Origin of the sequence: Bordetella sp. 15P40C-2, from assembly GCF_009763235.1 — a bacterium.
Lineage (GTDB): Bacteria > Pseudomonadota > Gammaproteobacteria > Burkholderiales > Burkholderiaceae_B > Bordetella_A.
Map to the genome: position 1 here is coordinate 37,347 of NZ_WSJA01000029.1, position 23,724 is coordinate 61,070.

Consider the following 23,724-nt stretch of genomic DNA (forward strand, 5'->3'; position numbering starts at 1 on the left):
GACCAAATGAAGGCCCTAAAGCAATATTTGCTAACTTCAGCAAGTTTCGGCGCCGGCTAGCGCGGCGGCAGTGCCGCCGTGGGGTCTACCGGCTGACCGCGGTATCGAAGCTCGAAGTACAAGCCGGGGCCATTACGGTCGGTGCTGCCCATCTCCGCCAATTGCTGGCCTTGCGACACTTTCTGTCCTTCTTTGACCAGCAGCTTGTTGTTGTGCGCGTAGATGCTCAGGAAATCGGTCGAATGCTGGACGATAACCAGATTGCCATAGCCGCGCAGACGGTTGCCCGCGTAGACCACGCTACCCGCAGCGGCCGCCTTGATCGGCGTGCCGGCCTTATTCACCACCGTCAGGCCCTTGGACGAGCTGCCGTTATAGCGTTGCGTGAGTGTACCGTCGGCCGGCCAGACAAGTTTGAGCGATTTCACCACCGCTGACGACGCGGATGACGAAACGGCGGGCGTGCGCGTGCCGCTAGTCTTGCTGGGGGTGGTAGTGCGGCTCGGAGCGGTACTGGCGGTCGTGCCACTGCCCGACGAAGCCGTGGCGCCGCTTGCCGACACGCGCAGGACTTGGCCTTTTTCGATGCGATTCGGGTCGGACAACTTGTTCAGCCGCATTAACGCCGACACACTGGTGTTGTGCTGGCGCGCGATCTTGCTCAACGTATCGCCCGGCTGCACGCGGTAATAGCCAGGCTCGACCTTGCCGGTCTGAGTGCTGCTACAACCCGCGATCGCTATGAAAAGGCACAGGCAAAGCAGCCATATCAGGGGTTGGCGGCTAGGCGCGCGCGTCACATAGCACGCGGAAGAAGGCAAACACGGGCGGCTCGAAAACGCAGACACAGAGGGCTATGAATAAAAGCGATGGATGAAAAGGGCGTCGGACCTCAAGGTAAAAAGTTTGGGGCCGGCGCGATGTAGGAAATTACACCAACCCAAGGGTAACAAGAAACGATGTAACAGGGCTTATGCATTTCGCTAAGGAATCGCCGCAGCGACCGGTTCGACCCCTTATCGGCATGCTTTGCGTCCGAGCGGGATTCGCGAAGGCGCAAAGCGTGGACGACGGTCAGCCGTCCTTGCCACCTATTGCAGCGAGTAGTGCGGCGAGCGCGGACCAAACAACATGCCCCCTGGCCGACCGGCGTACAGCAGCTGCGTATCGGCCATGCCGGCCACGTCGTAGCTTCGATCGGACAAGGTATTGGCGATCTGAGCCACCATGGCGCCGACCAACATGCCGATCAGGCTGTTATTGTTATTGTTATCGCCGCCATGCACCACGGTTGTGGCGCCTCGCCAAAGATTCGCCCCCGAGCGCAGATCGACCAGCGACGCCTCTAACTCGACCGTGATCATGCTGGACACGACTTTGTAGGTCGAGCCGTACTGCTTGACCGTCATATAAAGTGCGGCATCCGCGCCAAAGATCTCGCGCAGTTTGGCGGCGGGCACGGCGTGGGCTTCCTCGGCGGCCATCATGCCGTTCTGGCGAAAGGTTTCTTCCATGACGCCCACGGGCACCACGTAATACCCCGATTCCGCCAGCGGGTAGGTCACCTGGGCGAGCACGGCGGCCGCGGCTCCCGGTTCGACCGAGTGATTCACGGGCGGCAACACCAGCAGGGACGCCGGCTTGCTTTCACGAAATGCATCGTAATTGACATCGCTGTGCGCAACGGCGCAGCCGCCCAGAGTCAGTACCATGCCGACGAGGATGCCGCGCGACAGAAATTTCATCATCACACGCCTCCCTCGCGATTGGTGGTCTCGGACACGGCAGGCGCGGGATTTTCTGCAGCGGCGGGTGGTGCCGAGGCCTGCGACTGCGGCTTCAGATTACGCATCAGGAAATCCATGAAGGGCGCCGATTCCGGAAAGGCGGCTTTCTCGTCTTCCATTTGCTCGATGGCTTTGCCGTCTTGGCCGACTTTCAGATAGAGCATGGCCAAATGTCCGCGGAATCCCGGGGGCAGTGCCTTGTTGGAGGCACGCGCCGTTTCGATGTTGTGCTCCATCTTCTGGATCTGAGCCGCGGCATCGTTGTCCGGCTCCTTTAGGTAGGCGTATACGGCGGGCTGATAGCTTTCCCAGGTATACATGTGCTGGGGCTGTTGAGCGCAGGCGGCCAGCAGAGAAAGCGTGGCGCCGGCCATGGCGAGCTTCATACTGGATCGCAAAAAGCCCGCTCGCGCGCAGGCCGGGGCCTGCACAGCGTTGAACAGGTTGGACATGTGGGAACTCCTTTTTACTTGCCGCCCGGTTGCCAGACGCCTTGCTCGATACCCGCGACGAGCTTATTGACCGCTTCGCGGATGGCCAGGTCCAGGACCTTGCCGTTGAGCGTGGAGTCATAGCCGGCCGTGCCGCCAAAACCCACGACTTCGCGGTTGGACAGGCTGTGCTCGCCCGCGCCCGCGGCGGAATACACCACTTCGGAAGTCTCTACGTCCACGACGTTCAGATCGACCTTGGCGTAGGCGACTTGTTGCTTGCCCTTGCCCAAAATGCCGAAGAACTGCTGGTCGCCGGTAACTTTGCGGCCGAAGGCGGTCACGTCGCCGGTCACGACATAACGCGCGCCCTTGATGTGGTTCGCTTGCTTGTTGAACCCGGCTTCCTGCGCGAGGGCTTGCAGGTTCTCGCGGTCCATCACCTGGAACCGGCCGGTCTGTTGCAGGTGGCTGATGAGGATGGTCTTGGCCTGGCTGCCGAGGCGATCCACGCCATCCGAGAACACGCCGCGCAGGTAGTCGCTGCGGTTGTCGAACTTGCCCACCGAGATAGGGCTGCGCACGCCCTGATACACCGTCCCCGCCGACGCGACTGTCGGCACATTGATGCTCTGCGAAGACTCCGTTGCACAACCCGATACCAGCAGTGCAGTCAGCGCGGCTGTACCCAAAACACGATATTTGCCCATTGTTTTCCTCGGCATGTGAGCGCCGCCACGACCTGGACTGCTGTCCGGCGCCCGGAGGACGCAACAACGCTGTTTAAGTGAAAAGAAAGGGCCACATTTAATCGTACTGATCACAATGTAACCATGATCAACGAAATTTTCGGACTCAATGACGTTGTACAGCGTGCTTGACGCTGTCCAATGCCCATGCCATCCTCCGGGGATGGTGATCGCAAGATCACCGTCCTCGAAAAGGACCGAGCGCGCGAGCAATGAAAATTCTTGGGTTTCAGCTTCTGATTGGCGATTACCTCGCACGCAGCGTGCGCGGGCGCCCCTGTGCGCCACCGCGGTGATGGCCGGCTGACGAATTCCCGACTTTCATCCTTTGCACAATCAGGAGCCAACTCATGGCAGACCTTTTCGACAACCCCATGGGCCTCATGGGGTTCGAGTTCATTGAATTCGCCTCGCCCACGCCCAACGTCATCGAGCCGGTGCTCGAAAGCATGGGCTTTACCAAAGTCGCGCATCATCGCTCCAAGGCGGTGACGCTTTATCGCCAAGGCGGCATCAACGCCATCGTCAATAACGAACCCAAAAGCCCGGCGGCCTACTTTGCTGCCGAGCACGGCCCGTCGGTTTGCGGATTGGCGTTTCGGGTGCGTAATGCGCAAGAGGCGCATCGCCGCGCGCTGGAGCTCGGCGCGCAACCCGTGGAAATCCATACCGGGTTCATGGAGCTGCGCCTGCCCGCGATCAAAGGCATTGGCGGCGCGCCGTTATATCTGATCGACCGGTTCGAAGACGGCTCTTCGATCTATGACATCGATTTCGTCTTTATCGAAGGCGTGGACCGCCACCCGGTAGGTGCGGGCCTCAAGGTCATCGATCACCTCACGCATAACGTGTATCGCGGTCGCATGGCGTACTGGGCCGATTTCTACGAACGGCTCTTTAATTTCCGCGAGATCCGTTATTTCGATATCAAGGGCGAATATACGGGCTTGACCTCCAAAGCCATGACCGCGCCCGACGGCCTGATCCGCATTCCCTTGAACGAAGAGTCGTCCAAGGGCGCCGGACAGATCGAGGAATTCCTGATGCAGTTCAACGGAGAGGGCATACAACACGTGGCCTTTCTCACGGACGATCTGATCAAGACCTGGGATGCGCTCAAAGCCCGCGGCACGAAGTTCATGACGGCGCCGCCGGCGACCTACTACGAAATGCTGGAAGGCCGGTTACCCAATCATGGCGAGCCGACCGAGGCCCTGCAATCGCGTGGCATTTTGTTGGATGGCACCTCGGAAGGCGGCGAGCGCCGGTTGCTGCTGCAGATCTTCTCCGAGACGCTGCTGGGGCCCGTGTTCTTCGAGTTTATCCAGCGCAAGGGTGACAGCGGATTTGGGGAGGGCAACTTCAAGGCCTTGTTCGAATCGATCGAACGCGATCAGATCCGCCGCGGTGTTCTGACCACGGAATAACCGGCAAGTGCCAGCGGTGCGGTGGATTAAGCCCACCGCGAGGGCCCGCACGAAAACGAACCGTGCGGGCTCCCTCATAAAATCAAAATACTTACCCCGTTCGGGGACTCAGCAGCGCCCTACCTGAGGGCGTTTTTCACTGCCTCATAACTCCTCATTGATTTTCGAAATCGTGCATGCGGCTGCCTGCGGGCGAGGGCGCGGCGCGTACGTGCAATTGCCCGGCCACGCGAGCCAAACTCGTCGAACCTAAAACACAAGACTGCATTCGATTCAGCGAGTAGGCTAATATCGGTTACAAGTACCGATCCTCTTATTAGGGGAGTCACGTTGCAACTCAATACAGCGGTTGACCACAACCCGGAGACATGGCGATTCGCCCCATACGGAAACATTTATGAGTGAAACTACGCCCTCAACTTCCGGAGCCCGTCCGCTCCAGATCGATGACATTACCGTTATCGACGACGCCAAAGTCAAGAAAGCCGTCACTGCCGCCGCCCTGGGCAACGCCATGGAATGGTTCGACTTCGGCGTCTATGGCTTTGTGGCGTTCGCGCTGGGCAAAGTGTTTTTCCCGAGCGCCTCGCCAGCGGTGCAAACCATCGCGGCGCTTGGCACATTCTCGGTGCCATTTCTTGTGCGGCCGCTGGGCGGTTTGTTTTTCGGAATCATGGGCGATCGTTTCGGGCGGCAGAAGGTGCTGTCGCTGACGATCATCATCATGGCGATCAGTACGTTCTGTATTGGGCTGATTCCTTCCTACGCCAGTATTGGCATCTGGGCGCCGATTCTGCTGTTGCTGTGCAAACTGGCTCAAGGGTTTTCCGTCGGCGGCGAGTACACCGGGGCCGCGGTGTTCGTGGCGGAGTACGCCCCCGACAGGCGGCGCGGCTTTCTGGGTAGCTGGCTGGATTTTGGGTCGATCGCAGGGTTCGTGCTGGGCGCGGGTCTGGTGGTGTTGTTGCAAGCCATACTCGATGATGGCCCCTTCCTTGAATGGGGATGGCGTGTGCCATTCTTCATCGCGGGGCCGCTGGGGCTGCTAGGTCTTTATCTGCGCCATGCGGCGGAAGAGACGCCTGCCTTTACTCAGCAACTCGAAAAGATGGAGCAGGCCGACCGCGAGGCCGTCAAGGAGCGGCCGACCCTGTCGTTCAAGGAAATCTTCGTCAAGTATCGTAAGTCGCTGCTGGTCTGCATCGGCATGGTGTTAGTGACCAATATCACTTACTACATGCTGCTGACCTACATGCCGACGTATCTGTCGAGCAGCCTGGGCTATGACGAGCAGCACGGCGTGATGATTATCGTGGTGGTGATGATCGGCATGCTGTTCGTGCAGCCCATGGTGGGCTTTTTCAGCGACAAGGTGGGGCGCAAGCCATTCCTGCTGGCGGGTAGTATCGGGCTGATGCTGTTTTCGATACCGGCGTTCAAGCTGGTGGGTAGCGACAATATGGGGCTGATTTTCGTTGGCCTGCTGGTGATCGCGGTTCTGCTCAACTGCATGACGGGCGTGATGGCCTCTACGCTGCCCGCGCTCTTTCCGACACGCATTCGTTATAGCGCGCTGGCCAGCTCGTTCAACATCGCCATCATCGTGGCGGGCCTGACGCCGACCGTCGCTGCGTGGCTGGTCGAGGTCAGCAACAACCTGCTGTTGCCCGCCTATTATTTGATGGCCGCGGCTGTCATCGGCTTGATCACTTCGTACTTCCTGCCGGAAACCGCGAATCGCCCGATGCGCGGCGACACGCCCAGCGCCTCGAACCGGCGCGAGGCCAAGATCCTGCTGCAGCAAGCCTACGATCATATCGAGCAGACGGTGCAAACGGTGGACGCGGAAATCGATGCGTTGCAAGCGCAGATCGAGGCGCTGAAGGCGCGCCGGCAACGCCTCATCGATCGTCATCCCGAGCTCGAATAGCAACGGGTATCTCGGCGAGGCGCCCGTCGAGGTGCCTGCAGGCCCAGACAGAGGCGAGTATTATCGAGGCCGGGAGCGTGTCCGGCGCGCATCGGCGCAGGCGTGCTCCCTTGGCCCTCAATAAAAAGACAGTGACCAGAGCGACATGACCCGAGCAGCTCCGACATGGCTGATGCCCATCGTGGCAATTTTCACGCTGCAGACCATTTCGTCGTTTCTGAACCGTCTGATCCCCATCATCGCGCCGGACATGTCTGCTGAGTATGGCTGGAGCGGCAGTTCTATCGGGTATCTCACCGCCAGCAACTCGCTGGGCAGTCTGGCGATCTTGGTCGCGGGCTCGGCGATGCTCAGGCAAATCGGTGGCATGCGCACGCTGCAGCTGACTATGCTGATAGGGGCGTCCTGTATGGCGTGGCTGCTGGTTCCCAGTTTGACTGTTGCGCTCGTTGCTTGTTTTTTCATGGGGTTAAGCGGCGGCGCGGCCAATCCCGCTGGCAGCGAAGTGCTGCAGAAGTATTCCCCGCCGGGCAAGCGCAACCTGATGTTTTCGATCAAGCAAGCGGGCGTGCCATTAGGCGGCGTGCTCGCAGGCCTGTTCGTACCGGTGCTGGTGACAGTGGCCGGGTGGCGCATTTCGCTGTTTATCTGCGCCATCATCATCTTGGTTCCCACCATGATGTTCTGGCGGCTGAGCAGCCGCCTGGACGAGACCCCGAATAAGAAAGCTCACTTTTTCCATTTCCCGACGATGGAATCGCTGCGCACGTTGACCGTGCCGCTTGCCGCGTTACGCCATAACAGCGGTTTGATGAAGATGTCGGTGGTGGGCAGCCTCTTTGCCGTCTCGCAAAGTTGTTGGTTCACCTTTACCGTGATCTATCTGGTGGATCAGCTTGGCTATTCGCTGAGTCTGGCGGGCGCGGTGTTCGCTGTCATGCAGGCGGGCGGCGTCATCGGGCGGATCGTACTGGGGTGGTTATCGGATTACTTGCGCTCGGCGAAAGCGACGCTGACGCTGGCTGCGGTGTTTTCCACCATCACGACGGTGATGCTGGGGCAGACGAGTTCGACGTGGCCGTTATGGTCGGTGATCGCGCTTGCCTTCATCGCGGGCGGTTCGGCGGCTAGCTGGAATGGCGTGCAGATCGCCGAGGTGGCACGTCATTCGCCGCCGGATTTGATTTCAGAGACATCTGCCGGCTCGAGCATCCTGGTCAATTTGATCAATATGCTGGCGCCCACACTGTTTGCGTTGTTTGTGGCGAGCACGGGGCGCTATGACTATGCATTTATGTGCGCGGGCGCGCTGACTTTGCTGGTACTCGTGGTGCTGCCGCGCGAACCGCGTCGCGCCTGACTTGTCGCGAGCGTGGCGCCATACGTTTCGACTATGGCGCAAAGCGGAAATATCAATTAGCCCGGTCTAATGATAATAATTATCATTAACTAAAAGTCGATTATTCTTTCCAGGTCCGCCATGTCACGCCTTCGTCAGCTCCGCCCAGAAACCTCCCGTATGCTGCTCAAGACCGGCAGCTACTATCTCATGCACATCATGGTCGCTGCGATGGTCGCTTATCTGGTGACCGGCAACCTGATTGCCTCGCTCACGTTAAGCTTGTTGGAACCCACGGTCCAGGCGTTCGCTTACTTCTTTCATGAGAAGGCCTGGAGCCGGGCGGCGAGCAGACAGTCGCAGACTGGCGGCAATCCGGCCGTGGCTAGCGCGGGCTGATCGCAACTGAACCGGAGTTCGCATGAAGAAACTCATCAATGATCCCCGCCACATCGTGCGCGAAGCCCTCGAAGGGCTGGTAGCCAGCACGGGGCATCTGGCCTTGGTCGAAGGCGAGAATATTGTCGTCCAGCGCGAGCTTGCCGACCCGCAGATGCGGCGCGTCGCGGTGATCTCGGGTGGAGGCAGTGGGCACGAACCCGCGCATGCGGGATATGTGGGCGCCGGGATGCTGACCGCTGCCGTGGCCGGTGATGTGTTTACCTCGCCCAGCGTGGATGCGGTGCTGGCGGGTATTCGATGCGCCGCCGGTCCGGCGGGCGCGTTGCTGATTGTCAAGAACTACACCGGGGACCGACTGAATTTCGGATTGGCGGCTGAACTGGCCCGCGAAGCCGGTATTCCCGTCGAGATCGTGCTGGTGGCCGATGACGTGTCCTTGCGCGACCGGGTTCCCGCGGAACGCCGGCGTGGCATCGCCGGTACCGTGTTGGTCCATAAAATCGCCGGTGCCGCGGCGGCGCGGGGATGGCCGTTAGAGCAGGTCGCGGCGATTGCCACGCGCGCGGCGAGTGCGGTGGGCTCCATGGGTGTCGGATTGGGGGCTTGCACGGTGCCTTCGGCGGGCACGCCAAGCTTTACGTTGGGCGAGGATGAAATCGAATATGGCTTGGGCATTCATGGAGAGAAAGGCGTAGAGCGCGTTTCGATGAAACCTGCCGATGCGATCGTCGACGATATCCTGGGGCACATTTGCGAGGAAATTCCGGCTGGTGCGCAGCGTGTGGCCTTACTGGTCAATGGCTTGGGTGCAACGCCGCCGCTGGAGCTTCAGATCGTGGCCAGGCATGCGATCGCCAGTTTGCGTGCGCGCGGCCTGACGCCGGTGCGCGCATGGGTGGGCAATTTCATGACGGCGTTGGAAATGCCAGGCGTTTCTTTGTCGGTGTTACCGGTGGACGAGGAATTGCTCGAGCTGTTGGACGCCCCCAGCGAAGCGTCAGCGTGGATGCCGTCCGCGCATCTGGGCGGTCCGGTGGCGACGGTCGCGGTGCCTGGGGCTGCGGAATCCACGCAAACCGAGGGTTCCTCGCCAGGGCCGTTAACGGACACGCTGCGTCGCGTGGCTACCGATGTGGCACATGCGCTAATCGCAGCGGAGACGGAGCTCGGCGAACTCGATGGGCGAGCGGGTGACGGCGACTTGGGCGCAAGCATGGCGCGCGGCGCACAAGCCATTCTGGATCTGCCAGATGCGGCTTATCACACCCCGGCTCAGTTCTTGGCCGCGCTAGCTCAAGGCATGCGCCGGGCTATTGCGGGGAGTTCGGGGCCGTTTTACGCGATAGGGCTGTTGCGTGCCAGCCGGGAACTGGCTGGCGTGGCGCAACCCAGCGCGGCGCAGTGGCATGCGGCTTTCGCGGCGGCGCTGGCTGGCGTGATGGACATGGGCGGCGCCAAACCGGGCGATCGTACGATGGTGGACGCGCTGGCCGCCGCGAGCGAGGCATGGGCCAAGGCCTTGAGCAAAGGCGCGGGTGGCTTGGACGCTTTCCACCAGGCTGCTCAGGCAGCCCAAGCGGCCGCCGACCAGACAGCGAACATGCAGCCGCGCCTGGGGCGCGCCAGCTATCTGGGTCAACGCGCCGTGGGGGTGCCAGACGGTGGCGCGGTTGCCGTGTCACTTTGGCTCGACGCCATACATAAGAGCCTCGACGCGACCTGAGCATCGCCACCTTGTCGTCCAAGCAGGCGATCGTAGTGGATAATTCACGTGATTCGCAGGACGAGAAAGGAAAAACAAGTGGCGGCTCTGATGAGATGGTATCGGGCGTTGGCGGTGGGATGCTGCGCGGCGTGGATGATCGTTGCCATGAATGCGCCGACCTACGCCATGGCCGAGCGCGCGCTGTCCCCGGTAAATACCTCCAGCCCAAGCGAGACCTACCAGTCGCTCGTGGCAGGCATAGATCGCCTCGAAGAGCTCTACACCGATTACAAAGCGGACAAGAGCTTCGAGAAGCTACGCGAGATACGTTATCAGTTCGGTCGCCTGCGCGCACTGCTGGATCTGGCCGACGTTCCCTCGGCCAACCGGGTCAAGGTTGGCAATGCGGCGATGACGTATTTGGCCGATATTCTCGTGCGCCTGCCTCCCGTCGACGTGAAGGATATTCCTGGTGGCAGCCCGAGCGATAAGGCATTACCGGCGCGTTGGACCATACCAGGCACGGACATCCAGATCGCCAAGATGGAAGGCGGGCCGCAATCGGACGAGTATCTGATCACGGCACAAAGTATCGCGGACCTTGCCGATTACTATCATCGGGTGGAGGATCTGCCGGTACTACAGCCCAGACGCTACAACTCGCTGCACAAGGAACATATCAATGCGACCGGGCCGCTGATTCCCAACTGGCTGACAAGCCACGTGCCCGACGCGTTGAAGGTCGTCTACCTCAGCACCCCCCTCTGGAAAATTATCGCGATTGCTATCGTGGCCTTCGCTATGCTGGTCGTCGCGGTGCTATGGGCGCGGCTGACACGCATACAGCGCCGTCGCGGTAGCGAAGTGCGGCGCCTGGGGTGGCAATTCACGCTGCCGACCATGCTGTTGCTTCTGTATTCGATTGGCGACTGGTTTGTCATATCGCATCTGAACCCCGCGGGGTACTTCGCAACGGGCGAGCGTCTGCTTTCTACGGCGGCGTTCTATGTCGTGGTCGCTTGGGCGGTATGGATTGCTTGTTATCTCATCGCCGAAACCATCATCAATTCGCCCAGGATCGCGGGAAATAGTCTGGATGCACATCTGCTGCGTCTGACCGCGCGCGTCGCGGCGATTGGATCGGTAGGCGCCATATTGATTTATGGGGCTAATGAAATCGGCATCCCGGCGTTAGGTTTGATCGCGGGGATTGGCGTTGGCGGCTTTGCGCTGGCGCTGGCCGCGCAATCGACGATCGAGAACCTGTTTGGTGGCGTAGCGCTTTTTGTGGACCGCCCGTTCCGTATCGGGGACGTGATCAGTTTTGGCGATCAGCGCGGCGCGGTGGAGATGGTCGGCACGCGCTCGAGCCGGATCCGGGCGATGGATGGCACGCTGGTCACGGTGCCCAATAGCGATCTGGCCAGGATGAAGATCGTGAACTATTCCCGCCGCAATAAGTGTCTGTTCATCCATACGTTGGCACTGCAAGTCGATACACCGCCTGCGCGGCTACGACAGTTGCTCGAGCGCTTACGCGAGCTGCTTGCCGCTGAACCCATGGTGGAGAAAAAAGACGGTTGGCCGCGCGTGCGCTGGACCGGCGTCGCGGTTGGACATCTCGAAGTCGAGATCCGCGCTTATGTACAAACGGATAACTATACGAAGTTTCTCGATGTGCAGGAGTCGCTGCTGCTAAGCATTTTTGAGTTGATCGAAGCGCTGCAAATCAAGCTGGTACAGCCGCGGATTGTCAGCACCGCCGGGACCGAGCGGATTCAACGTCAAAGTTCTGAGTCGCACATTGATTCCTATACCGAGCATACGTCGGTGAGCGCAGATTGAGTTGATATGGTTATCTGTTCTGCGCGTAACAGAACAGATAACCGTACGCGCACCGACAGGTGTGCAATCGCGCACACACCCGCTGTCGGCGCTATTGAGGCGCGGGCGTCTGCGTCACTGGCGGCGAAGAGACATTTCCCAGCGCCTTGTTGACCGCCACATATCGATTATTCATTTGCCCCTGACTCGTGGCCAGATCGCGGCGCGCTGCGATATAGCTGCGTTGAGTATCCAACACAGTCAGGAAGTCGGCGGCTCCGCCTTCGTAACGCGCCTGGGCCAACTGGTAGGCATCCTGCGCCGCTTGCACGCGCAATTCCTGCTCGTGGAGCGCCTGCTGATCGGCCGTATAGGCGCTCAGGGCGTCGTCGATTTCCTGCCAAGCTTTCAGGACGGTTTGCTGATAGTTCACCGCCGCCTCTTGCTGCTGCAGTTCACGCAAGCGCACCACGCTTTTTCGCCGACCATGATCGAAGATCGGTAGATCCAGGCTGGGACCAATGGACCAGGTACGACTGCCCCAGTCCGCGAATTCACCGCTCAAGTAGCTCTCATACCCGAATCGGGCGCCCAGGCGGATGCTGGGGTATAACGCCGCCTGGGCGATGCCGATATTGGCCGTCGCGCTATGCAAGCGCGCCTCGGCCGCGCGGATGTCGGGACGACGCTTTGCAACCTCGGAGGGCAGGCCCAGGGCCAGATCGGGCAATCGTGCATTCAACTGCGTGGGAGCCGCTGTTAACTCCTGCCGCAGTTCGCCGGGCGGCACGCCCAACAGCAGCGAGATTTGATTGATATTCGCGCCCTCTTGCGCCAGCAGGCCCGGCAGCTGCGCTTTAAGCATAGAGACCTCTGCGCGTTGCTGCTGCAGATTCAAATGATTCATTGTGCCGCCGCGCACATAGGCTTCGAGCAGCGACAGGCGCTCCTGCAAGGCGGCGATATCCTCGCGCGTGAGGCTTATCTGACGCTGAGCTGTTCTTAAACCAAAATAGGCGCGGGCCACATCGCTGGCAAGCGAGAGCCGCGCCATATCCAGCAGCGCGGCTTGCTGCGCGACATCGGCATCCGCGGCTTCGACGGAACGGCGCACGCGGCCCCACAAATCCAATTCCCACGAGGCATCAAAGCCTGCCTGGTACAACGTAAATGGCTCGGACAGCAGCTTGACCACCTCATCGCGATTCGCGCCGCCAGCGACGGCATCGATCAGCCGGGTGCCGGCGCCATATTCGCTTTGCCGCTGGCGCGTGACTCCGCCGTTCGCGGACAAGTCCGGGCCACGCTGCGCCGCCGTCGTGTCGCGCTGTGCACGCGCTTGCGCGAAGCGTAATGCGGCTGTCATCAGATCGGGACTGGCCTCGAATGCACGCTGCAGCAACCGGTCCAGCACGGGATCTTCAAACGCACGCCACCACTTCGGTGGCAAAGCCGCATCCGAGGCTGGCGTGACCCGCAGACTGTCATCGACACTGCGCCAACTGGTCCAGTCGTCCGGCGCCTGTGTGGTGGGCTTGGTGAAGTTCGGTCCAACCGTACATCCAGCCAGCGTCAACGTGGCCACGCTGATCGTCAGCAGCAACGATGCAAAACCTGGTCGTCGTTCATCGAACATAGCGAGTATCCGCATCAAGTTAACCGGTTACGGAACAACCACGCCGCCAGGGGCAGGGTGATCGCGGCCATCACCAGCAATGGTATGAAGTCAAGCGCCACATCAGTAAAACCCGCGCCCTCCAGATAAACACGCCGCACGATAGACGTGCCAAAGCGCAGCGGGTTGGCGTAGGTGACGACTTGCAGCGGCTCGGGCATATTGCGCACGGAGGTCAACAGGCCCGAGAGCAGCATTAGCGGCATGATGAGCAAAAACGAGAACAGCATCGCTTGCTGCATGGTCAATGACAGTGCCGATATGGATAAACCCAGACCCACCGAAGCGATGGTGAACGTCAGCAGCCCCAAGTACAACAACACGACCGAGCCGCTCATCGGTATCTGAAACCAGAATCGCGTCACCAGGAAGATAATCGTTGACTGCATCAGGCCGATAATGATCGCGGGTACCGCCTTACCGATGAGGATCTGCATGGGCGTGAGCGGCGTGACCAGTAGCTGATCAAACGTGCCTTGCTCCCGTTCGCGCGCGACGGACAAGGCGGCAACCAGCAAGGTTTGCAGCATACTTAGCGCGCCTATCAGGGCCGGCATCATGTTCCAACGCGACTCCAGGTTAGGGTTAAACCACGCGCGTCTATCCACTTGTATGCCTGGTGCGCCCGTTCCGTTCGAAGCGTTGTAGCTGCCCACGATCGAGCTGACATAGGCTGCCGCGGAACTGGCGGTCAAGGAATTTCGTCCGTCCAGAATGACCTGTAGCGGGGCGCGTTGGCCCGTCTCCAGGCGCTGTTCGAAATCGGCGGGTATCGCCAGCACCACCAGCGCTCGATTACTGTCGATGGTCTCGGCGATCTGATTCGACGAGCTGAGCGTGGAGACCCGATGAAACACTCCCGTGCCGTCCAGCCGCGCCAGCAACTCTGTCGCAGCCTTGCCCCGGCTTTGATCAAGCACGGCGTACGGCACGTGGTTCAAATCGTATGTCGCGCCATAGCCAAACAACAACGCTTGAATCAAAGCGGGTGCGAAAAGCACGAACCGGGCCGAGGGATCCTTCAGCAAGTCGAGGATTTCCTTGCGGATGAGCGCGGCGATCTGGGCGAGGGTGACGAGGAGGGCAGCCATACGTCACTCCAGGCTTTTGCGCAGCTTGCGGCAGGTGCCGATTGTCAGCAACACCGCATACAGCGCCAGAACAGCGGAACTCTGCGCGATCGTAGGCCAGTGATCCCCCGCCAGAAACAGCGTCTTGATCAACACCATGAAGTGCGTGGCGGGTAACAGCTGACTGATGTACTGGATCACTGCTGGCATATTGCGCAAATCGAACACGAACCCGGATAACATCATGGCAGGCATGAAGCTCGCCAATAGCGCGATCTGGCTGGCCTGAAATTGATTGCGCACCGCGGCGGATATGAAAAGCCCCAGCAGTAGCGACACCACCAGGTACAGCATCGAGACCATCGTGATGACGAACAGCGAGCCACGCACCGGCACGTGAAAGAGAAAGTGCGAGGCCAGCAGACACATCAGCAAATCAATCGCCCCTATCACCAGATACGGCACGATCTTGGACAACACGATTTCCAAGGGCCGCACCGGCGTGACAAACAGGGATTCCAATGTCCCGCGCTCCCATTCGCGTGCAATCAATAGCGAGGTCAGAAATGCGCCTACCAAGGTGAGCACCAGCACGATAAGCCCCGGCACCAGATACCAACGGCTTTCTCCGGCCTCGTTAAACCACATGCGCTGCACGACTTCCACGCTGCCGGCGGCACCGGCTTTGTTGCCGCCGCGATCCGCCTGACGTTGTGCCCAGGTGCCTAAGACGCCATTGATGTAGCCTTCGATACTGGATGCGGAAGTGGAGTCTACGCCGTTCAGTATGAGTTGTACCCGGGCGTCGCCTTGATTGAAACGACGCGAGAAATCCACCGGGATACGCAGAATGCCCACCACGTCGCCCGCTCGCATCAAGCGTTCGGCCTCGCGCATGTCGGGCACGATCAGAGGATCGAGATAGTCCGACCCCTGCATGCCGGCGACGATCTCACGGGGCAGAGGCGCCCGGTCTTCCATGGCCACCGCGATGGGTGCATTCTTGACGTCGAAGGACAGACCATAGCCGAACAGCAAGATCAGCGCGACCGGCAACAACAGGCCGATGGCGAGATCGCTTTTGTCGCGCAACACCTGCCTGATTTCCTTGCGCAATAGCGCCAAAAAGCGGCCGCTAAAGCCCGAGCCCTGAGCGCGCACGCGGGTATGGCTGTTGTCTGGTTGGCGCGGCGCTTGTTCAACGTTCATGCCAGTGCCTCCGACCTATGCGACGCCGTCGCCTCTGCACGTCCTTGTTCCACGATGGCAATGAAGGCGCTATTCATATCCATTTGTCGGCTCGCGTCTCGTCCCTGCCCAGCCTGCTCGCGCACCTGCTGCGGTGTGCCGAGCGCCAGCATTTTTCCAGCGTCTTGAATCGCGATGCGATCGCAGTATTCGGCTTCCTCCATGAAGTGCGTCGTGACGATGATGGTCACGCCCTGTTGGGCCAACGATGTGATCGTGCGCCAGAACGCGCGTCGTGCCAACGGATCGATACCGCTGGTTGGCTCATCAAGGAACAGAATCTCTGGCTGATGCAGCAAGGCCGCCGCCATCGCAAGGCGCTGTTTATAGCCTCCAGGCAAAAGACCGCTGATCGCATTTGGTGCCAGGCCAAACTGTTCAATGGTGGCGCTCACGCGCTCTTGCAGCCTGCGGCCGCGCAAGCCATAGACGCCGCCAAAGAACTCCAGGTTTTCGCGCACGGAGAGGTTGCCGTAGAGCGCGAATTTTTGCGAGACATAGCCTATGCGAGCACGTGCTTGTGCGCGCGCGCGGCGCAGATCCAACCCCACCACTTCGAGATGTCCGCTGGAAGCGGGAAGCAGTCCACACAACATGCGAAATGTTGTCGTCTTACCCGCGCCATTGGGTCCGAGCAGCCCAAAGATTTCGCCGCGCGCCACATCGAATGAGGTGCTCGCGACAGCGGTGAAATCGCCGAACTTACGCACAAGATCGCGCACCACAATGACAGGTTTTCCGTCCCCGGCACTCTCCCGAGCGACCGTATCCGAAGCAGCAATGCGCGCGCCACCTGTCCCTACGTCCTCTTGCTGATGCTGGCTCTGTCGCAACATCATCATGAAGGCGTCTTCCAGCTCTTCCTGGCATGGCACAGGTTGTAGGCCCGAGAACAATCGATCCAGGTCTCCTGACTGAGCCTCAGGATGGCGGATATAGTGCACAGAGCCCCCTTTAGGCACGGCGTCGATGATCGTTGCTCTGGCATCGATCAGCCTGGCTTGCAGATCCCGCGCTGGCGTACCGGCCTCAGGCGCCACCATGAAGGTCAAGCCCCGCGCTCGGCGGGCCAGTTCGTCGGGCGGTCCATCGGCCAACACGCGGCCTTCACTCATGACATAGACATGCGCACAACGTTCGGCTTCGTCCATGTACGCGGTGCTCACCAGCACACTGAGCTGCTCCTCCTGCACGAGTTGCTGCAGGATTTTCCAGAGTTCGCGGCGCGACAGGGGGTCCACACCGACACTGGGCTCATCGAGCAACAAAAGATCGGGCGATCGGACCAAGGTACAAGCCAATCCGAGCTTTTGCTTCATACCGCCAGAGAGTTTGCCTGCCGGCCGGTGGACGAAATCCGTCAGGTCCGTCATGTGCAGCAACCGGCTAAAGCGCTCGCGGCGTACGTCGCGCGGCACGCCGTGCAGGTCTGCGTACAAGTCCAGATTTTCCTGTACGCCCAGATCCTCGTACAGGCCAAACCGCTGCGGCATATAGCTAATGCGATCCTGCACCGCCTGAGGATTCTTGGCGACATCGATGCCAAGCACCTCCAACGTACCCGCATTCGGCTTAAGCAGACCGGCGGCCATGCGCAGCAGCGTGGTTTTGCCCGCGCCATCCGGGCCCACCAACGCGGTCAGTCTGCCACCCCTTACTTTTAGCGAGATGTCGTTAATGGCGTGCAGCGGTTCACCGGTAGGCGAGGCGAATGTCTTGCGCAGGTCCCGGGCTAGGACGATGGCTTCGCGCTCGCTCATTGGGGTGTCTCGCCTCCAGGGAATCGCACTGTCGCCGGCTGCCCCAGCCTGAGTTGGTTGTCCAGGTCTTCGACCTGCACGCGCAGTTCGTAAACGAGGCTGGTGCGCAGTTCCTCGGTTTGCACGGATTTGGGCGTGAACTCGGCCACCGAAGAGATATAACCCACCTTGCCGTCTATCGGCTGACCAGGGCGACTATCCGTATAAACCTTAGCGGCCATGCCAGGTTGAATTCGGCCAAGATCGGATTCGCTCACGAAGACGCGCACCCATTTGGGTTGCGTGAGTGCCAACGAGAATGCGGCTTTCTGGGGCGTGGCCATATCGCCCGGTTCCAGTAAGCGCGAGCGCACGACCGCATCAGCTGGCGCCTTGAGTTCCCCTTGAGCGATCTGATGCTCGAAAAGCGCGAGCTGCGCTTGGGACGCTTGCAATTGCGCCTCGGCCGCAGCTAATTCTTCTTTGCGCGGGCCCATTTCCGCGATGCGCAATGCTTCTTCTTGTTCCGCCGCACGGGCTTGGGCGACCTTTACGTTGCTACGCGCGAGATCCATTTCCTGAGCGCTGACGCCCCGTCCCTGCGTATTGGCGGAGATCCCCTGCAGGCGTTTCAAATCCTGCTGCGCGCGCGACGCATCCGCTCGTGCGGCGGCCAGACGGCTGCGTGCTTGCGCGACTTCTTCGGGACGCGAACCGTTGCTCAGGCGTAGCAGGTTTTGCCGCTGCACTTCAATCTGGGCGCGAGCTTGTTGCGCCTGCAATTCCAGGGTTTTGGTGTCCAATACGCCAAGAACCTGACCGGCTTTGACGCTGTCGCCTTCTTCGGCATGCAGCGCCATGACGCGTCCATTACCATCGAAGGCCAGTGACACTTGGCGGATGTCAACGTTGCCGTGAAGGGCTAAGTTGTTGTCGTCGACATTAGCCTTGGTGTACCACCACACGCCGCCAAGTATTGCCAAACCCGTCAAGATCACGACAGCAATGACGGTTTTTTTCATGTTTTTATGCTCCAACTATTGTCGCCGCCCGGCGCATTCAGTTATAGGTAGAGATTGAGCAGACGCTCGCGCGGCTGCGGGGTACAGCAAGAAATGTTCCTAACGCTATTGGGCACTGGTAGCCTTCGCTCCCGCTATGGTTGCACGGCAGAGCTTACAAAGCTAATGACGGTGAAGCTCGACGAAACTGGAGGCTAACGGGAACCAAAGCGGTATGCCATTGGTCTCTTCACAACACGGCGACTCAGACCGACTGCGGTCGCGCCACCGCTTGAAGCTCCAACTGCTCCATGAGGAATTCAAAATGAACGAACAGGACCGTAATGCTATCGAGAGCGTCTTCAACCGAATTCGAGAGGTAGAAAAACAAGCCCCTCAGCGCGATCCTGAAGCCGAACAGTTGATCCGCCAGGAACTGCAGAAAAATCCCGGATCGGCCTATTACCTGGCACAAACCGTGTTGGTGCAACAAGAGGCGCTGAAGACGGCACAGGCACGCCTGCAGGAGTTGGAAAAAGCGCCTGCTCAGGCGTCGCGGCCTGCCACCACGCCACCGACCGGGTTTGGCCGCAGCGCCGCGCCTCGAGAGCCGGCGAAAAGCGGGATGACGACGGGTTTTGGCCGGAGTGCGGCTTCCCCCGCCGGCGGAGGCTTTATGGCAGGCGCCATGCAGACAGCGTTGGGGGTCGCGGGCGGGATGATGCTAGGTAACCTGCTCGGGAACCTCTTTACGGGCAATAACGCCCACGCGGCGGAACCTCCGCCACAGGACGAGCCGGCTCCTGCCCAAGAGGAAGCGGCGCCCGAGCAGTATGACGATGGATTCGATTACTCGGATGATGGCGGCGATATGGACGTTTGAAAGCGCACGCCAATTCGTGGCTCGCGTCGGGTGGCATCGGCAAACCATCTGAATCCGTGAATCGGGGGTGAAGGTCGCAAGGCCTTTACCCCCGATTTCGTTTCTGGAAGCGAAAGACACTTCGCGCAGTCAAGCCTGCGGGTTGGCAAAGACGACGCGTCTGCTCGAGCGACAAAGCTCGACCAAACCGTTCATTCACTTTTTATTGATGAATTATCGACAAATTGATAGTATTCGTACACCTGTAGTTCGTCCTTCCTCTTACTCATGCCGCCGCCCCTCATCGCTTCGTCGGCCCATCTTGCCGACGGCAGTGCCCCCGATCTTTCCGAAGTCGAATTCGGCCTCATGATCGCCAGCCATGCGTTCGACCGCTGGATCGTTCGCTGCATGGCCGCGGCCGGATTGCCGGACCTGACGCCAACCGACGTCATGGTGTTCCACCACGTCTACCATCGCCAGCGGGCGAAGAAGCTCGCCGATATCTGCTTCACGCTGAATATCGAAGACACCCATATCGTCAACTATGCGCTCAAGAAACTCGACCGCATGGGCATGGTGCGTGGCGAGCGCAACGGCAAGGAAGTCTTCTATAGCGTGACGCCCGAAGGCGCGGCCATCATCAAACGGTATGGGGAGATCCGCGAGCAGTGCCTGACCACGGGCTTGACCGCGCCAAATGGCGGCGAACTCGAATTCAGCCGCCAACTGGCGCATACGCTGCGCGCGCTATCCGGCTTGTACGACCAGGCGGCGCGAGCGGCGACCTCTCTTTGATTCAAACACGCGGGTATTGCCCCGCCAGCAACAACCGACCGGTGCGACATACGCCCCGGCGGCCTCTAGTAGTCGAGGTTATTTATGAAATGGCAATTCTGGATTGATCGTGGGGGTACGTTTACCGACATCGTGGCGCGACGCCCCGATGGGACCACCACCACCGCGAAAATGCTGTCGGAAAACCCCGAGCAGTATCGCGATGCGGCCGTTGCCGGGATCCGTAAACTGCTGGGCATCGCGCCCGGACAGCCCGTACCCGCCGATCAAGTCGAATGCGTGAAGATGGGCACCACGGTCGCGACCAATGCGCTGTTGGAGCGTAAAGGCGAGCGTACCGTTCTGGTGACCACCAAGGGTTTCCGCGACGGGCTGCGCATCGCGTATCAGAACCGTCCGCGCCTCTTTGATCGCAACATCGTCTTGCCCGAATTGCTGTACGAGTCCGTGGTCGAAGCCGATGAGCGCATGGACGCCAAAGGCGAAGTGGTACGTCCATTGGACGAAGCCGCTCTGCGCGAGAATCTGCAGCGTGTCTATGACGATGGCGTGCGTTCGGTCGCCGTCGTGTTCTTGCACGCTTGGTACGCGCCTGCACATGAAAAACGCGCCGCCGACATCGCGCGCGAGATCGGGTTCACGCAGGTATCGGCCTCGCACGAAGTCAGTCCGTTGATCAAGTATGTCTCGCGTGGCGACACCACGGTGGTCGATGCGTATCTGTCGCCCATCTTGAAGCGCTATGTCGATCAGGTGGCGAGCGAATTGCCCGGCATCCGCCTGATGTTCATGCAATCCAGCGGTGGCTTGACCGATGCGCATCGCTTCCGCGGCAAGGACGCCATTCTGTCCGGCCCGGCGGGCGGCATTGTAGGCATGGTGCGCACCAGCGAGCTGGCTGGCTTTAATCGCATCATCGGATTCGATATGGGTGGCACGTCCACCGATGTGTCGCACTATGCGGGTGAATTCGAGCGCGAGTTCGATACGCAAGTCGCTGGCGTGCGCATGCGTGCGCCGATGATGAGCATCCATACCGTTGCCGCGGGTGGTGGATCGATTCTGCATTTCGATGGGGCGCGTCTGCGCGTGGGCCCGGATTCGGCTGGCGCCAACCCCGGCCCGGCGTGCTATCGCCGTGGCGGCCCGTTGGCCGTGACGGACTGCAACGTCTTGCTTGGCAAGATTCAGCCAGATTACTTCCCGCGTGTCTTTGGCCCGCAGGCCGATCAGCCGCTGGATGCCGACGTCGTACGCGAACGCTTTACCGCGATGTCTGACGAAATCCGCACGGCTACGGGCCGCGAGATGACGCCTGAGCAACTGGCTGAAGGCTTCCTCGAAATCGCCGTGGGCAATATGGCCGAAGCCATCAAGCGCATCTCTGTGCAGCGCGGCCACGATGTCACCGAATACGCGTTGACCGTGTTCGGTGGCGCGGGCGGTCAACACGCTTGCTTGGTTGCCGACGCGTTGGGCATGACGACGGTTTTCGCGCACCCCTTGGGCGGCGTGCTGTCGGCCTATGGTATGGGCTTGGCCGATCAGACGGATATGCGTCAAAAGAGCGTGGAGAAAGTGCTCGACGCTGCGTTGATGTCTGAACTGCAAACCGAGCTCGACGAGCTGGCCGCACAAGCTCAAGGCGAGCTGGAACGTCAGCATGTGCCGCAAGATCAGATCCGTGTATTGCGTCGTCTGCACCTGAAATACCGGGGCACCGACACCGCGCTGGAAGTCGCGTTCGCGGACATCGAGCAAGTTCAAAAGGACTTCGAGGCCGCGTATCGTCAGCGCTACTCGTTCCTGATGCCCGGTCGTGAACTCGTGGTCGAGACCATTTCCGTCGAGGCGACTGGCGGTGGTGAACCGGCGACGGAGCAACCAGAAACGCGCACCCGCGACACCGCACTCGCCGCGCGCGAAACCGTGCAGATGTACGGGCAGGGCGCATGGCGCGACACGCCGCTGTATGTACGCGCGGATCTGATTCCGGGTGATGTCATCCCAGGACCCGCGATCATCTCCGAGCCGAACCAGACGACCATCGTTGAACCTGGCTGGCAGGCAGAACTGACGCAGCTCGATCACATCGTGCTCAAGCGTGTCGTGGCACGCCCGGAACGTCGTGCCGTGGGCACTCAGGCCGATCCGGTCATGCTGGAGGTGTTTAACAACCTCTTCATGTCCATCGCCGAGCAGATGGGCTATCGCCTGCAGAATACCGCTTACTCGGTCAACATCAAGGAACGCCTGGACTTCTCTTGCGCGATCTTTGACGCCGAAGGCAATCTGATTGCCAACGCACCGCACATGCCGGTGCACCTGGGATCGATGGGCGAGTCGATCAAAACCATCATGAACGCCAACGCTGGCCGCATGCAGCCGGGCGACGCGTATGTGGTGAATGATCCCTATCACGGTGGCACCCACTTGCCCGATGTCACCGTCATTACGCCGGTGTTCGATCGCGAAGGCAAAGAGATCCTGTTCTTTGTCGGATCGCGTGGCCACCACGCCGATATCGGCGGCACCACGCCGGGCTCGATGCCGCCGGACTCCAAGACTGTGGAAGACGAAGGCGTGTTGTTCACCAATTTCCAATTGGTGCGTAATGGTGAGTTCCGCGATGCCGCGGCACGCGAGATCCTGGCCTCGGGCCGCTGGCCCGCGCGTAACCCGGATCAGAACATCGCCGACCTGCACGCGCAGATTGCTGCCAACGAGAAGGGCGTGCAGGAACTGCTGCGCATGTGCGATCACTTCGGTCTGGATGTCGTGCGCGCCTATATGGGCCACGTGCAAGACAATGCCGAAGAAGCCGTGCGTCGCGTGATCTCGGTGTTGAAGGACGGCAAGTTCGAGTACCCCTTGGATAACGGCGCGGTCATTCGCGTCGCCGTCAGCGTGAACCGCGAAGCGCGTACGGCCGTGGTCGATTTCACGGGCACGTCCGCACAGCTGGATAACAACTTCAACGCGCCTGGCGCGATTGCGGTTGCCGCCGTGCTGTATGTGTTCCGCACCATGGTCGATGACGACATCCCGTTGAACGCGGGGTGCTTGAAGCCCATCGAGATCATCATCCCCGAGGGTTCGATGCTGCGCCCGAATCCGCCGGCCTCGGTCGTAGCGGGTAACGTCGAAACGTCGATGTGTATCGTCAACGCGCTGTATGGCGCGCTGGGCGTGCTGGCCGCCAGTCAGGGCACGATGAACAACTTCACCTTCGGGAACGCGCGTTATCAGTACTACGAGACCATCTCGGGCGGTACGGGCGCGGGTCCGATGCGCATCGATGCCGCGGGTCCCCATGACGAAGGTTTCGCCGGTACGTCGGTGGTTCAGGCTCATATGACGAACTCTCGTCTGACCGACCCTGAAGTGCTGGAGCTGCGCTTCCCCGTGCGTCTCGAGTCGTACGAGATCCGTCACGGTTCGGGCGGCGCGGGCCGTTATCGCGGCGGCGACGGTGGCATTCGCCGCATGCGCTTCCTCGAGGACATGACGGCGGCCATTCTGTCGAACAATCGCGTGTATGCGCCGTTCGGCTTGGCTGGCGGTAGCCCGGCGATGGTCGGCCGCAACTACATCGAGCGTGCGGACGGAACGGTCGAAGAGCTGGCAGCGCAGGATAGTGCGCAGCTGCGTGCTGGTGATGTGTTTGTCGTGGAAACGCCGGGAGGTGGTGGATACGGCGCGGTATAAGCGTTGCGCCAGAATGTCCGACTGACGCT

The 23,724-nt window shown here is 60.4% G+C and carries 18 protein-coding genes; 9 read left to right on the forward strand and 9 right to left on the reverse strand.

Annotated features, from left to right (window positions below; genetic code table 11):
* Positions 1 to 56: 56 nt before the first annotated feature.
* The 4 genes from GOQ25_RS13695 to GOQ25_RS13710 all read right to left on the reverse strand — a co-directional run bounded on the left by GOQ25_RS13695 (position 57) and on the right by GOQ25_RS13710 (position 2,928).
* Positions 57 to 821, reverse strand: a complete 765-nt coding sequence (locus tag GOQ25_RS13695) for a M23 family metallopeptidase (RefSeq protein WP_202109466.1) — start codon at positions 819 to 821, stop codon at positions 57 to 59.
* Positions 822 to 1,091: 270 nt separating this feature from the next.
* Positions 1,092 to 1,748 (reverse strand): DUF799 domain-containing protein, encoded by a 657-nt coding sequence (locus tag GOQ25_RS13700; protein ID WP_370519952.1) that lies wholly within the window; start codon positions 1,746 to 1,748, stop codon positions 1,092 to 1,094.
* Complete coding sequence (locus tag GOQ25_RS13705) at positions 1,748 to 2,239, reverse strand: DUF4810 domain-containing protein (protein WP_160351041.1); 492 nt, start codon at positions 2,237 to 2,239, stop codon at positions 1,748 to 1,750. The genes GOQ25_RS13700 and GOQ25_RS13705 overlap by 1 nt, the downstream gene beginning before the upstream one ends.
* A gap of 14 nt (positions 2,240 to 2,253) precedes the next feature.
* Entirely contained in the window at positions 2,254 to 2,928 is a 675-nt protein-coding gene (locus tag GOQ25_RS13710) for a CsgG/HfaB family protein (RefSeq protein ID WP_202109467.1), read from the reverse strand.
* A gap of 389 nt (positions 2,929 to 3,317) precedes the next feature.
* Here GOQ25_RS13710 and hppD point away from each other — a divergent pair, with 389 nt between their 5' ends.
* The 6 genes from hppD (at position 3,318) to GOQ25_RS13740 (ending at position 11,615) form a co-directional block, all read left to right on the forward strand.
* A complete protein-coding gene (gene hppD / locus GOQ25_RS13715; protein ID WP_160351043.1) occupies positions 3,318 to 4,394 on the forward strand; it encodes a 4-hydroxyphenylpyruvate dioxygenase in 1,077 nt (358 codons plus the stop codon).
* Between the two features lie 397 nt (positions 4,395 to 4,791).
* Positions 4,792 to 6,324 carry a glycine betaine/L-proline transporter ProP gene (gene proP / locus GOQ25_RS13720; protein WP_160351044.1) on the forward strand — a complete coding sequence of 511 codons (1,533 nt, stop codon included), beginning with the start codon at positions 4,792 to 4,794 and terminating at the stop codon, positions 6,322 to 6,324.
* A gap of 145 nt (positions 6,325 to 6,469) precedes the next feature.
* Entirely contained in the window at positions 6,470 to 7,684 is a 1,215-nt protein-coding gene (locus tag GOQ25_RS13725) for an MFS transporter (protein WP_160351045.1), read from the forward strand.
* 120 nt (positions 7,685 to 7,804) lie between these two features.
* The gene (locus tag GOQ25_RS13730; protein ID WP_160351046.1) at positions 7,805 to 8,062 is read left to right on the forward strand and encodes a DUF2061 domain-containing protein; all 258 of its coding nucleotides are present in this window, start codon (positions 7,805 to 7,807) and stop codon (positions 8,060 to 8,062) included.
* A gap of 22 nt (positions 8,063 to 8,084) precedes the next feature.
* Positions 8,085 to 9,788 carry a dihydroxyacetone kinase family protein gene (locus tag GOQ25_RS13735; protein ID WP_160351047.1) on the forward strand — a complete coding sequence of 568 codons (1,704 nt, stop codon included), beginning with the start codon at positions 8,085 to 8,087 and terminating at the stop codon, positions 9,786 to 9,788.
* A gap of 90 nt (positions 9,789 to 9,878) precedes the next feature.
* On the forward strand, positions 9,879 to 11,615 hold the full coding sequence (locus tag GOQ25_RS13740; protein WP_160351048.1) for a mechanosensitive ion channel family protein: 1,737 nt from the start codon (positions 9,879 to 9,881) through the stop codon (positions 11,613 to 11,615).
* Positions 11,616 to 11,706: 91 nt separating this feature from the next.
* On the opposite strand, the gene GOQ25_RS13745 is transcribed toward GOQ25_RS13740, so the two are convergent.
* From GOQ25_RS13745 to GOQ25_RS13765, 5 genes are read right to left on the reverse strand one after another with little or no spacing between them, the layout of a single operon-like run.
* On the reverse strand, positions 11,707 to 13,230 hold the full coding sequence (locus GOQ25_RS13745; protein ID WP_160351049.1) for an efflux transporter outer membrane subunit: 1,524 nt from the start codon (positions 13,228 to 13,230) through the stop codon (positions 11,707 to 11,709).
* A gap of 14 nt (positions 13,231 to 13,244) precedes the next feature.
* Positions 13,245 to 14,360: an ABC transporter permease gene (locus GOQ25_RS13750; RefSeq protein ID WP_160351050.1), complete on the reverse strand. Its 1,116-nt coding sequence runs from the start codon at positions 14,358 to 14,360 to the stop codon at positions 13,245 to 13,247.
* 3 nt (positions 14,361 to 14,363) lie between these two features.
* Positions 14,364 to 15,548: an ABC transporter permease gene (locus tag GOQ25_RS13755; protein ID WP_160351051.1), complete on the reverse strand. Its 1,185-nt coding sequence runs from the start codon at positions 15,546 to 15,548 to the stop codon at positions 14,364 to 14,366.
* Positions 15,545 to 17,347: an ATP-binding cassette domain-containing protein gene (locus GOQ25_RS13760; protein ID WP_160351052.1), complete on the reverse strand. Its 1,803-nt coding sequence runs from the start codon at positions 17,345 to 17,347 to the stop codon at positions 15,545 to 15,547. The genes GOQ25_RS13755 and GOQ25_RS13760 overlap by 4 nt, the downstream gene beginning before the upstream one ends.
* Positions 17,344 to 18,348: an HlyD family efflux transporter periplasmic adaptor subunit gene (locus GOQ25_RS13765; protein WP_160351053.1), complete on the reverse strand. Its 1,005-nt coding sequence runs from the start codon at positions 18,346 to 18,348 to the stop codon at positions 17,344 to 17,346. Before GOQ25_RS13765 ends, GOQ25_RS13760 begins: the two co-directional genes overlap by 4 nt.
* A 304-nt stretch (positions 18,349 to 18,652) precedes the next feature.
* On the opposite strand from GOQ25_RS13765, the gene GOQ25_RS13770 reads away from it, so the two are divergent.
* The 3 genes from GOQ25_RS13770 to GOQ25_RS13780 all read left to right on the forward strand — a co-directional run bounded on the left by GOQ25_RS13770 (position 18,653) and on the right by GOQ25_RS13780 (position 23,695).
* The gene (locus tag GOQ25_RS13770) at positions 18,653 to 19,210 is read left to right on the forward strand and encodes a DUF2076 domain-containing protein (protein WP_160351054.1); all 558 of its coding nucleotides are present in this window, start codon (positions 18,653 to 18,655) and stop codon (positions 19,208 to 19,210) included.
* 267 nt (positions 19,211 to 19,477) lie between these two features.
* Positions 19,478 to 19,987, forward strand: a complete 510-nt coding sequence (locus GOQ25_RS13775) for a winged helix DNA-binding protein (RefSeq protein ID WP_160351055.1) — start codon at positions 19,478 to 19,480, stop codon at positions 19,985 to 19,987.
* Positions 19,988 to 20,071: 84 nt separating this feature from the next.
* Complete coding sequence (locus tag GOQ25_RS13780) at positions 20,072 to 23,695, forward strand: hydantoinase B/oxoprolinase family protein (RefSeq protein ID WP_160351056.1); 3,624 nt, start codon at positions 20,072 to 20,074, stop codon at positions 23,693 to 23,695.
* Positions 23,696 to 23,724: the final 29 nt, after the last annotated feature.

Coding starts and splice junctions, on each gene's coding strand:
- GOQ25_RS13775 (WP_160351055.1), top strand. CDS start 19,478: ATGCCGCCGCCCCTCATCGCTTCGTCGGCCCATCTTGCCGACGGCAGT.
- GOQ25_RS13735 (WP_160351047.1), top strand. CDS start 8,085: ATGAAGAAACTCATCAATGATCCCCGCCACATCGTGCGCGAAGCCCTC.
- GOQ25_RS13700 (WP_370519952.1), bottom strand. CDS start 1,748: ATGATGAAATTTCTGTCGCGCGGCATCCTCGTCGGCATGGTACTGACT.
- GOQ25_RS13770 (WP_160351054.1), top strand. CDS start 18,653: ATGAACGAACAGGACCGTAATGCTATCGAGAGCGTCTTCAACCGAATT.
- GOQ25_RS13710 (WP_202109467.1), bottom strand. CDS start 2,928: ATGGGCAAATATCGTGTTTTGGGTACAGCCGCGCTGACTGCACTGCTG.
- GOQ25_RS13725 (WP_160351045.1), top strand. CDS start 6,470: ATGACCCGAGCAGCTCCGACATGGCTGATGCCCATCGTGGCAATTTTC.
- GOQ25_RS13755 (WP_160351051.1), bottom strand. CDS start 15,548: ATGAACGTTGAACAAGCGCCGCGCCAACCAGACAACAGCCATACCCGC.
- GOQ25_RS13705 (WP_160351041.1), bottom strand. CDS start 2,239: ATGTCCAACCTGTTCAACGCTGTGCAGGCCCCGGCCTGCGCGCGAGCG.
- GOQ25_RS13745 (WP_160351049.1), bottom strand. CDS start 13,230: ATGTTCGATGAACGACGACCAGGTTTTGCATCGTTGCTGCTGACGATC.
- GOQ25_RS13730 (WP_160351046.1), top strand. CDS start 7,805: ATGTCACGCCTTCGTCAGCTCCGCCCAGAAACCTCCCGTATGCTGCTC.
- GOQ25_RS13780 (WP_160351056.1), top strand. CDS start 20,072: ATGAAATGGCAATTCTGGATTGATCGTGGGGGTACGTTTACCGACATC.
- GOQ25_RS13760 (WP_160351052.1), bottom strand. CDS start 17,347: ATGAGCGAGCGCGAAGCCATCGTCCTAGCCCGGGACCTGCGCAAGACA.
- GOQ25_RS13750 (WP_160351050.1), bottom strand. CDS start 14,360: ATGGCTGCCCTCCTCGTCACCCTCGCCCAGATCGCCGCGCTCATCCGC.
- GOQ25_RS13740 (WP_160351048.1), top strand. CDS start 9,879: ATGAGATGGTATCGGGCGTTGGCGGTGGGATGCTGCGCGGCGTGGATG.
- GOQ25_RS13765 (WP_160351053.1), bottom strand. CDS start 18,348: ATGAAAAAAACCGTCATTGCTGTCGTGATCTTGACGGGTTTGGCAATA.
- hppD (WP_160351043.1), top strand. CDS start 3,318: ATGGCAGACCTTTTCGACAACCCCATGGGCCTCATGGGGTTCGAGTTC.
- proP (WP_160351044.1), top strand. CDS start 4,792: ATGAGTGAAACTACGCCCTCAACTTCCGGAGCCCGTCCGCTCCAGATC.